The organism is Paludibacterium yongneupense DSM 18731 (genome assembly GCF_000422925.1).
GTDB lineage: Bacteria > Pseudomonadota > Gammaproteobacteria > Burkholderiales > Chromobacteriaceae > Paludibacterium > Paludibacterium yongneupense.
In genome coordinates, this window is the sequence record NZ_AUGZ01000020.1 from 92,575 (window position 1) to 100,216 (window position 7,642).

Here is a 7,642-nt window from a genome sequence, read left to right on the forward strand (position 1 = left end):
ATGTCCACTAATCTGTTAAGTCTGGCGATCTGGACTCCGATCGTGTCCGGTTTGCTGGTGCTGGCGACAGGCGGGGATGCGCGCGCCGCGTTTGCGCGCTGGCTGGCGCTGGCGGGCGCACTCGTCAGCTTCCTGGTGACCTTGCCGCTGTACACCGACTTCGGTGCGATGAATGGCGGCATGCAGTTCGAAGAAATGCGCCCCTGGATAGGGTCGCTCGGCATCAACTACCACCTCGGCGTCGACGGTATTTCCATGCTGTTCGTGCTGCTCAACAGCTTTGTCACGCTGATGGTGGTGATCACCGGCTGGCAAGTGATCCAGAAGCGTGTCGCGCAGTATATGGCGGCTTTCCTGATCATGTCGGGCTTGATCAACGGGGCTTTCGCCGCGCTCGACGCGATCCTGTTCTACGTATACTTCGAAGCCATGCTGATCCCGATGTATCTGATCATCGGCGTCTGGGGCGGCCCGCGTCGGGTGTATGCGTCGATCAAGTTCTTCCTGTACACGTTGATCGGCTCCTTGCTGATGCTGGTCGCTTTCATCTATCTGTCGCGTGAAGCGCACAGTTTCGAAATCAGCGCCTTCCAGAATCTGCACATCGCGTTCAAGGTGCAGATCCTGCTGTTCATCGCCTTCTTCCTTTCCTTCGCGGTGAAAGTGCCCATGTGGCCGGTCCATACCTGGCTGCCGGATGCTCACGTCGAAGCGCCGACGGGCGGTTCGATGGTGCTCGCCGCGATCACCCTGAAAATCGGCGCCTACGGTTTCCTCCGCTTCGCGCTGCCCATCCTGCCCGATGCGTCCCGCTACTTTGCCCCGGCGATCGTGGTGCTGTCGCTGGTGGCCGTGATCTATATCGGGCTGGTGGCGCTGGTGCAGACCGACATGAAGAAGCTGGTCGCGTATTCGTCGATCTCGCATATGGGCTTCGTCACGCTGGGGATGTTCCTGTTCGCCGGCAATACGCAGAACACATGGGCGCTCAAGGGGGCCATCCTGCAGATGGTGTCGCACGGCTTTGTTTCTGCGGCAATGTTTATGTGCATCGGCGTGATGTACGATCGCTTGCACACGCGCAATATCGCCGACTATGGCGGTGTGGCCAACCGCATGCCGATCTTCGCCGCCTTCATGATGTTGTTCGCGATGGCGAATTCGGGCCTGCCGGGGACGTCCGGCTTCGTCGGCGAGGTGATGGTCGTGCTGGGTGCGGTACAGGTCAACTTCTGGGTGGCGGCCTTGGCGGCGACCACGCTGGTGTTCGGCGCAGCCTATACGCTGTGGATGTACAAGCGCGTGATCTTCGGCGATGTCGTTCGCTCACAGGTCGCGGAATTGAAGGACGTCAACAAGCGCGAGTTCCTGGTGCTGGCCGTGCTGGCGCTGGCGGTGCTGGGCATGGGTCTGTACCCGCAAGCCTTCATCGACAAGATGCATTTCTCGGTGAACGACCTGATCGCGCATGTAGCGCAAAGCAAGCTGTAAGGCCACAAGGAAAACACAATGAATTGGGCTGCGATGAACCTGATGCCGGCACTGCCCGAGATATTTCTGCTCTCGGCCGTGCTGGTGATTCTTGTGCTTGATCTGTTTATCTCGGACGCCAGGCGCTGGTTGACCTACGTCCTGTCGCTGGCGACGCTCGCCGGCTGTGCCGTGGCACAGATCTACACCTACACGGCGGTGCCGGTGCAGATTTTCGACCACATGTATGTCGCCGATCCGCTGGCGACCGTGGTCAAGCTGTTCATGTATGCGATTACCGCAGCTATCCTCGTATATACCCGGCAGTACATGACCGACCGCGGACTGTTCCGTGGCGATTATTTCCTGCTGGTGCTGTTTGCGCTGCTCGGCATGAACGTGATGGTTTCCGCCAGCCACTTCATGACCCTGTATGTCGGCCTGGAACTCCTGTCGCTGTCGCTGTATGCGCTCATCGCGCTGCAGCGCGATTCGGTGCAGGCAACCGAGGCGGCGATGAAGTATTTCGTACTCGGCGCGCTGGCTTCCGGCCTGCTGCTCTACGGCATGTCCATGGTGTATGGCGCGACCGGCACGCTGGATATGGCCGGAGTCGCCAAGGTGATCCACGCCGGACAGGCCAATCAGGTGCTGCTGGTATTCGGCCTGGTGTTCCTGGTCGCCGGCCTGTGCTTCAAACTGGGGGCGGTACCGTTTCACATGTGGGTGCCGGACGTTTACCACGGCGCCCCCCTGGGCATCACGCTGCTGGTCGGCTCGGCGCCGAAACTCGCCGCTTTCGTGTTCCTGGTGCGTATTCTGGCTCAGGGCCTGGCCGGTATGGTCGGTGACTGGCAGTCCATGCTGCTGATCGTCGCGGTGCTGTCGATGGCGCTGGGTAATCTGGCCGCCATTGCCCAAAGCAATATCAAGCGCATGCTCGCCTATTCGACGATTTCGCACATGGGTTTCCTGCTGCTGGGGATGGTCGCTGGCAATGTAGGCGGTTACTCGGCTGCGATGTACTATGCGATCATCTATGTCCTGATGGCGCTGGTGGCTTTCGGCGTCTTGCTTGCATTGTCGCGCTCGGGGTTCGAATGCGAGAAATTGTCCGACCTCAAGGGACTCAACCAGCGTAACAGCTGGTATGCGCTGCTGATGTTGCTGGCCATGTTCTCCATGGCGGGCATTCCGCCTCTGGCCGGTTTCTACGCCAAGTTCGCGGTTATCCGCGCCGTGCTCGACATCCATCTGGTCTGGCTCGCGGTGTTTGCCGTGATGATGTCGCTGGTCGGCGCCTTTTACTATCTGCGCGTGGTCAAGCACATGTATTTCGATGATGCGGAAGACAGTTCTCCCATTGTCGTTCCTTTCGAAATGCGCGTGCTGCTGACGGTGAATGCGCTGGCACTGCTGGGGCTGGGCGTGCTGCCCGAGCGCCTGGTGGCCTTGTGCCTGGATGCCATGCACCAGTCGCTGGCGCTGATCTGAGGAGAGCAGGGTGCAAAGCAGCGTTTACTCTTTGTTGCTGGTCGCCCTGCTTGCGGCTAATCTGCCTTTCGTGTCGCAGCGCGTCGGTTTCGTGCTGCAGGTCGAGCGCAAGGCGTTTGGCTGGCGTTTGCTGGAGCTGCTGTTGTTGTATGGGGCGACCGGCCTGCTCGGTCGCTTGCTCGAGTCGCGGCTGATGCCGGTCCAGCATCAGTCGTGGACGTTTTACGTCGTGACTTTCTTCATGTTCCTCGTCTTTGCCTTCCCAGGCTTCGTGTTGCGCTACTTCTGGAAAACCCGGCGCGGCTGACGGTGTGTTGCCATTTTGGCCCCTTGGGGCGTCTTTTGCGCGCGCAGGCCGTGCGCGCAAGGGGGCCGTCGCTGCTGACCGCAGATCCCTTCTGGTAAAGCTTTACCGTATATTACTGAATTCACAGTTCAACACACAAAGGGCTTTGCGGTAAAAACATGCTTCATGGAAATGGTGGATAAATAGATCATCACCACCCACTTCACTGGAGCTGATTATGAAACATCTTGTTGCCTCCGCAATGCTGAGCCTGGGCTTGCTGCTTCCCGCCTACTCGGCCCTGGCCGCCGATACGAGCGCACCAACCGGCTGGGCCCGGCACCAGGCCGATTGGCAAGCGCATCATGCCCAGCGCGTTCAGGCCCGGCTCGATCATCTCGCCGATATGCTGCAACTGACCCAGGCACAACGCCAGGGCAAGGCGTGGCAGAACTATCTGAAGGTCTCGCGCGATCTTGCCGCGACCATGCCGATGATGGGGATCATGCATGCGCCACGCGATGCCGATGCCGCGACCCTGACGCGCCTGCGTGCCGACGCCGCGGCCCGGATCGCCACGCATCTGTCTGCACAAGCCGATGCCACCCGTGAACTGCAGGCTGCGTTGACCGAAGCGCAACGCAAGGTCCTGGCGGAGATGGTGCGGCACGAAGGCCCCATGCATCACGGCTTTTTTCATCATGATGCGGACCCCATGCACGGCGACGGATCTGTACCCGCTCCCGCCCCCGCCGGTGGCGAGTGAGATGGACGAACCCGGGAGATTGCTATGAAAACGCTACGATTGTGTGCTGCCGCTCTACTGCTCGCGGCAGGGGCGGCACATGCCGAGCATGTGCATTTCGGCGTCGGGGTCATGATAGGCCCGCCGGTCGTGCCCTTGTATGCGCCCGCCTACTATTACCCGCCGGTATACCGCGAGTCCGTGATCGTGGTGCCGCCGACAGAGTATGTCGAGCAGGACGATGCGGCGCCGGCACCTTCCCCCAGCGCGGCAATGCCTAGCGCACCGGCCAGCGATGGCTACTGGTATTACTGCGCCAGATCGCAGAAATATTATCCATACGTCAAGAAATGCCCGGCGGGCTGGATGAAAGTCTCATCCACTCCGTCGGATGCACGTTGAAGGAGGCGAGCATGATCAGACAGCTATTGCCCGCCGCGATGTGTGCGCTTCTGTTGTCCGCCTGCGTCACCGTGCCGCAGGGACCTTCGGTGATGGCATTGCCCGGGGCCGGCAAGAACTGGAACCAGTTCCAGGCGGACGATGCCTATTGCCGGCAGTTCGCTTCCGGCCAGACTGGTAATGTCAGCCAGAACGCCGTCAACAGCGGGGTCGAGAGCGCAGCGGTGGGTACGGTCGTGGGCGCGGCGGCCGGGGCATTGCTGGGCGGCCATCAGGGGGCGGCGGTCGGCGCGGGCAGCGGGCTTTTGCTGGGCAGCGCGGTCGGCGCTGGCGCGGCACAGGACTCGGGGCGGATTACGCAGCGAAGCTATGACAACGCCTATATCCAGTGCATGTACGCCCACGGTGAAAAAGTGCCGATGTCGGCACCCGCGCATCGTGTGACCCACTATGCGCCGCCTCCCGCTTCGTATGCACCGCCGCCGGACGGCATCGGATATCCGCCGCCACCGTATTGAGCCGACAGTCGGATTGTGTCGGAGGCGAAGCCAGACGGCCCGGATTTGCCGGGCCGCTGTGTTTAGTAGAAGCGCGGTTGTCCGTTAGGACGCGTCTTGAAACGCTTGTGCAGCCAGAAATACTGATCCGGCGTTTCCAGTATCCGTTGTTCCAGAAACTGGTTCATGCGCAGCGTGTCGGCCTCGACGTCGCTGCTCGGATAGTTCTCCCACGGAGGGTAGAACTCGAGCTCGCAGTGGTTGCCAACGCGTCGGGCGATGGCGGGAACGACGTGCGCGCGCGCCAGACCGCTGATGCGCGACATGCCGGTGATGGTGGCGGTCTCGACGCCGAAGAATTTGACGAAAACCGAGTCGCGCGGCCCGTAGTCCTGATCCGGCAGGTAGAGGAAGGGGGCATGGTCGCGACGCATCGCCTTGATGATGGTGCGCAGCCCTTCCTGGCGGGACACGATGAAAGCATTGTTGTAGCGCTGGCGACCGCGGTAGATCTGCGCATCCAGCGCCTCGTTCTTCTGGTGGGCGTAGACGCTGACCAGCGGGATGTACTGGTTGAGGGCGTAGACGCACAGCTCGAAGCCGACAAAATGCGGGTAGAACAGGATGACGTTTTCGCCCCGGTCGAGCAGATCGGTCACATAGTGCAGGTTCTTGATCTCGACCAGCCGCCTCAACCGGCGCGCAGAACTCCACCACACCACTCCGTATTCGAGAGCCAGACGTATCATGTGCCGAAAATTGGCGCGAACCAGACGCTGTCGCTCGCGCCGCGGCATGTCGGGGAAACACAGGCGCAGGTTGATCATGCCGACGCGGCGCCTTTCGCGTGCGAGCATCCAGGCCAGCGTTCCCCCCAACCAGGCGATGGCGCCGATGACGGCCATGGGCAACAGACGAATCAGCCACAATAGAACAAATACGAATTTCATTGCTATCCTTGAATCTCGGGCGCGGCCACACCGGCCGGGCGCTTGTAACGGTTATAACTCCACAAATATTGGCTCGGTAAGCGACGGATCAGGTTCTCGACGGCGGCATTGAGCCGTGCGGCGTCTTCCTCCCTTGCCCCGACGAAAGCTTCGGCCATCGGTTCGATATGTACGACGAAGCCTTTTCCGCGCGGTAGGCGCTCGCCGAAAAAGAGCAGGGTTTCCACGCCTGCGACCTGGCTCAGGCGCGGCACCAGCGTCATGGTGTAGGCCGGGCGGCCGAAAAAAGGCGCCCAGACGCCTTCGCCGCCACCGGGAACCTGGTCGGGTAGAATGATGGTCGCTTCGCCGCTTTTCAGTGCCTTCATCAGAATGCGCACGCCGGCGCCGGTGGCCGGGGCGGTGCGGCCTTTGCCGCGCGCCCGGCCCGAGTTCATGACCGGCTCAAGCCAGGAAAGCTTGGGCGGGCGGTACATCGCCGTCAGCGGGAAAGGCAGGCGGTGGCTGATATAGCGACCGGCGATATCATAGCTGCCAAGGTGCGGGGTCACGAAGACGATGCCGTGTCCTTGTGCGATGGCAGCTTCGACATGTTCCCAGCCTTCGCAGCGACGCACCATCCCGGCGATGTCCGCAGGGGAGCGGCACCAGGCGATGGCCAGTTCCAATGCGCCCTTGCCGGTTTCGCCAGCGCTCTGTTTGACTAGGGCTCGAAAAAGCCGATAATCTAGGCAAATTTTACTGGTTTCTAGATTATCCTTTAGCCGCGTAGCAAAACGCGGGGAGAGGACGTAGGTCAGCCTGCCGAGAAGACTGCCCAAGCCCTGAAGCAGGGGCAGGGGCAGGCGCGCCAGCAGCGTTAGAATGAGATGGACCAGCTTGGCCATTTTTTTTATCGTTTCCCGGTTGATATCCTGGTGCAGGAAGCGGGCTATTTTATCACCATTGAATTAAGGTTTATTCGGGCACGAAAGCAAAAATGAACGAATATCTGTTTACATCCGAATCGGTCTCCGAAGGTCATCCCGACAAAGTCGCTGACCAGATTTCAGACGCCGTTCTCGACGCGATCTTTCGCGAAGACCCCCATTCCCGCGTCGCGGCTGAAACTCTGGTCAACACCGGTCTGGTGGTGCTGGCTGGCGAAATCACCACGCGCGCGAATATCGATTATATCCAGGTGGCTCGCGACACCATCAAGCGCATCGGCTACGACAACTCGGAACTGGGGTTCGATTATCACGGCTGCGCGGTGATGATGTGCTACGACCGGCAGTCGCCCGATATCGCACAGGGCGTGAACGAAGGCGAGGGTCTGGATCTCGACCAGGGAGCCGGCGACCAGGGCCTGATGTTCGGCTACGCCTGCAACGAAACGCCGACGTTGATGCCGTTCCCTATCTATTACTCGCATCGCCTGATGCCTGATGCAGCGCCAGGCCGAATTGCGCAAGGATGGCCGTCTGTCGTGGCTGCGTCCGGACGCGAAAAGCCAGATCACCTGCGTCTACGATTCGAACACCGGTCTGCCCAAGCGTATCGACACCGTGGTGCTCTCGACTCAGCACAGCCCGGACATCGATCACAAGACGCTGACCGAGGCCGTGATCGAGGACATCGTGAAGCCGGTGCTGCCGCCGGATATGCTGACGGCCGAGACCCGCTTCCTGATCAACCCGACCGGGCGCTTCGTCATCGGCGGCCCGATGGGCGACTGCGGTCTGACCGGGCGCAAGATCATCGTCGACACCTATGGCGGCGCCGCGCCGCACGGCGGTGGCGCGTTCTCAGGCAAGGA

General features: G+C 61.0%; 8 protein-coding genes and 1 pseudogene. 7 read left to right on the forward strand and 2 right to left on the reverse strand.

What is annotated here, in order from left to right:
- The 6 genes from G520_RS0109375 to G520_RS0109400 all read left to right on the forward strand — a co-directional run bounded on the left by G520_RS0109375 (position 1) and on the right by G520_RS0109400 (position 4,915).
- Positions 1 to 1,491 (forward strand): NADH-quinone oxidoreductase subunit M, encoded by a 1,491-nt coding sequence (locus G520_RS0109375; protein WP_028535425.1) that lies wholly within the window; start codon positions 1 to 3, stop codon positions 1,489 to 1,491.
- An 18-nt stretch (positions 1,492 to 1,509) separates the two neighbouring features.
- Complete coding sequence (gene nuoN, locus G520_RS0109380) at positions 1,510 to 2,964, forward strand: NADH-quinone oxidoreductase subunit NuoN (protein ID WP_028535426.1); 1,455 nt, start codon at positions 1,510 to 1,512, stop codon at positions 2,962 to 2,964.
- 10 nt (positions 2,965 to 2,974) lie between these two features.
- Positions 2,975 to 3,271, forward strand: a complete 297-nt coding sequence (locus tag G520_RS0109385) for a DUF2818 family protein (protein ID WP_028535427.1) — start codon at positions 2,975 to 2,977, stop codon at positions 3,269 to 3,271.
- Between the two features lie 217 nt (positions 3,272 to 3,488).
- Positions 3,489 to 4,016 (forward strand): hypothetical protein, encoded by a 528-nt coding sequence (locus G520_RS0109390; RefSeq protein ID WP_028535428.1) that lies wholly within the window; start codon positions 3,489 to 3,491, stop codon positions 4,014 to 4,016.
- A 24-nt stretch (positions 4,017 to 4,040) separates the two neighbouring features.
- Positions 4,041 to 4,397, forward strand: coding sequence for a hypothetical protein (locus tag G520_RS0109395; protein ID WP_028535434.1), 357 nt, complete (start codon positions 4,041 to 4,043; stop codon positions 4,395 to 4,397).
- Positions 4,398 to 4,408: 11 nt separating this feature from the next.
- Positions 4,409 to 4,915 (forward strand): glycine zipper family protein, encoded by a 507-nt coding sequence (locus tag G520_RS0109400; protein WP_036665899.1) that lies wholly within the window; start codon positions 4,409 to 4,411, stop codon positions 4,913 to 4,915.
- Positions 4,916 to 4,977: 62 nt separating this feature from the next.
- On the opposite strand, the gene G520_RS0109405 is transcribed toward G520_RS0109400, so the two are convergent.
- Entirely contained in the window at positions 4,978 to 5,844 is an 867-nt protein-coding gene (locus G520_RS0109405; protein ID WP_028535430.1) for a lipid A biosynthesis lauroyl acyltransferase, read from the reverse strand.
- Positions 5,845 to 5,846: 2 nt separating this feature from the next.
- Complete coding sequence (locus G520_RS0109410; protein WP_028535431.1) at positions 5,847 to 6,731, reverse strand: lysophospholipid acyltransferase family protein; 885 nt, start codon at positions 6,729 to 6,731, stop codon at positions 5,847 to 5,849.
- Between the two features lie 92 nt (positions 6,732 to 6,823).
- Here G520_RS0109410 and metK point away from each other — a divergent pair.
- Positions 6,824 to 7,642, forward strand: a pseudogene (metK, locus tag G520_RS22290) (methionine adenosyltransferase); the annotation flags it as partial.

Coding starts and splice junctions, on each gene's coding strand:
- G520_RS0109375 (WP_028535425.1), top strand. CDS start 1: ATGTCCACTAATCTGTTAAGTCTGGCGATCTGGACTCCGATCGTGTCC.
- G520_RS0109400 (WP_036665899.1), top strand. CDS start 4,409: ATGATCAGACAGCTATTGCCCGCCGCGATGTGTGCGCTTCTGTTGTCC.
- G520_RS0109390 (WP_028535428.1), top strand. CDS start 3,489: ATGAAACATCTTGTTGCCTCCGCAATGCTGAGCCTGGGCTTGCTGCTT.
- G520_RS0109410 (WP_028535431.1), bottom strand. CDS start 6,731: ATGGCCAAGCTGGTCCATCTCATTCTAACGCTGCTGGCGCGCCTGCCC.
- G520_RS0109405 (WP_028535430.1), bottom strand. CDS start 5,844: ATGAAATTCGTATTTGTTCTATTGTGGCTGATTCGTCTGTTGCCCATG.
- G520_RS0109395 (WP_028535434.1), top strand. CDS start 4,041: ATGAAAACGCTACGATTGTGTGCTGCCGCTCTACTGCTCGCGGCAGGG.
- nuoN (WP_028535426.1), top strand. CDS start 1,510: ATGAATTGGGCTGCGATGAACCTGATGCCGGCACTGCCCGAGATATTT.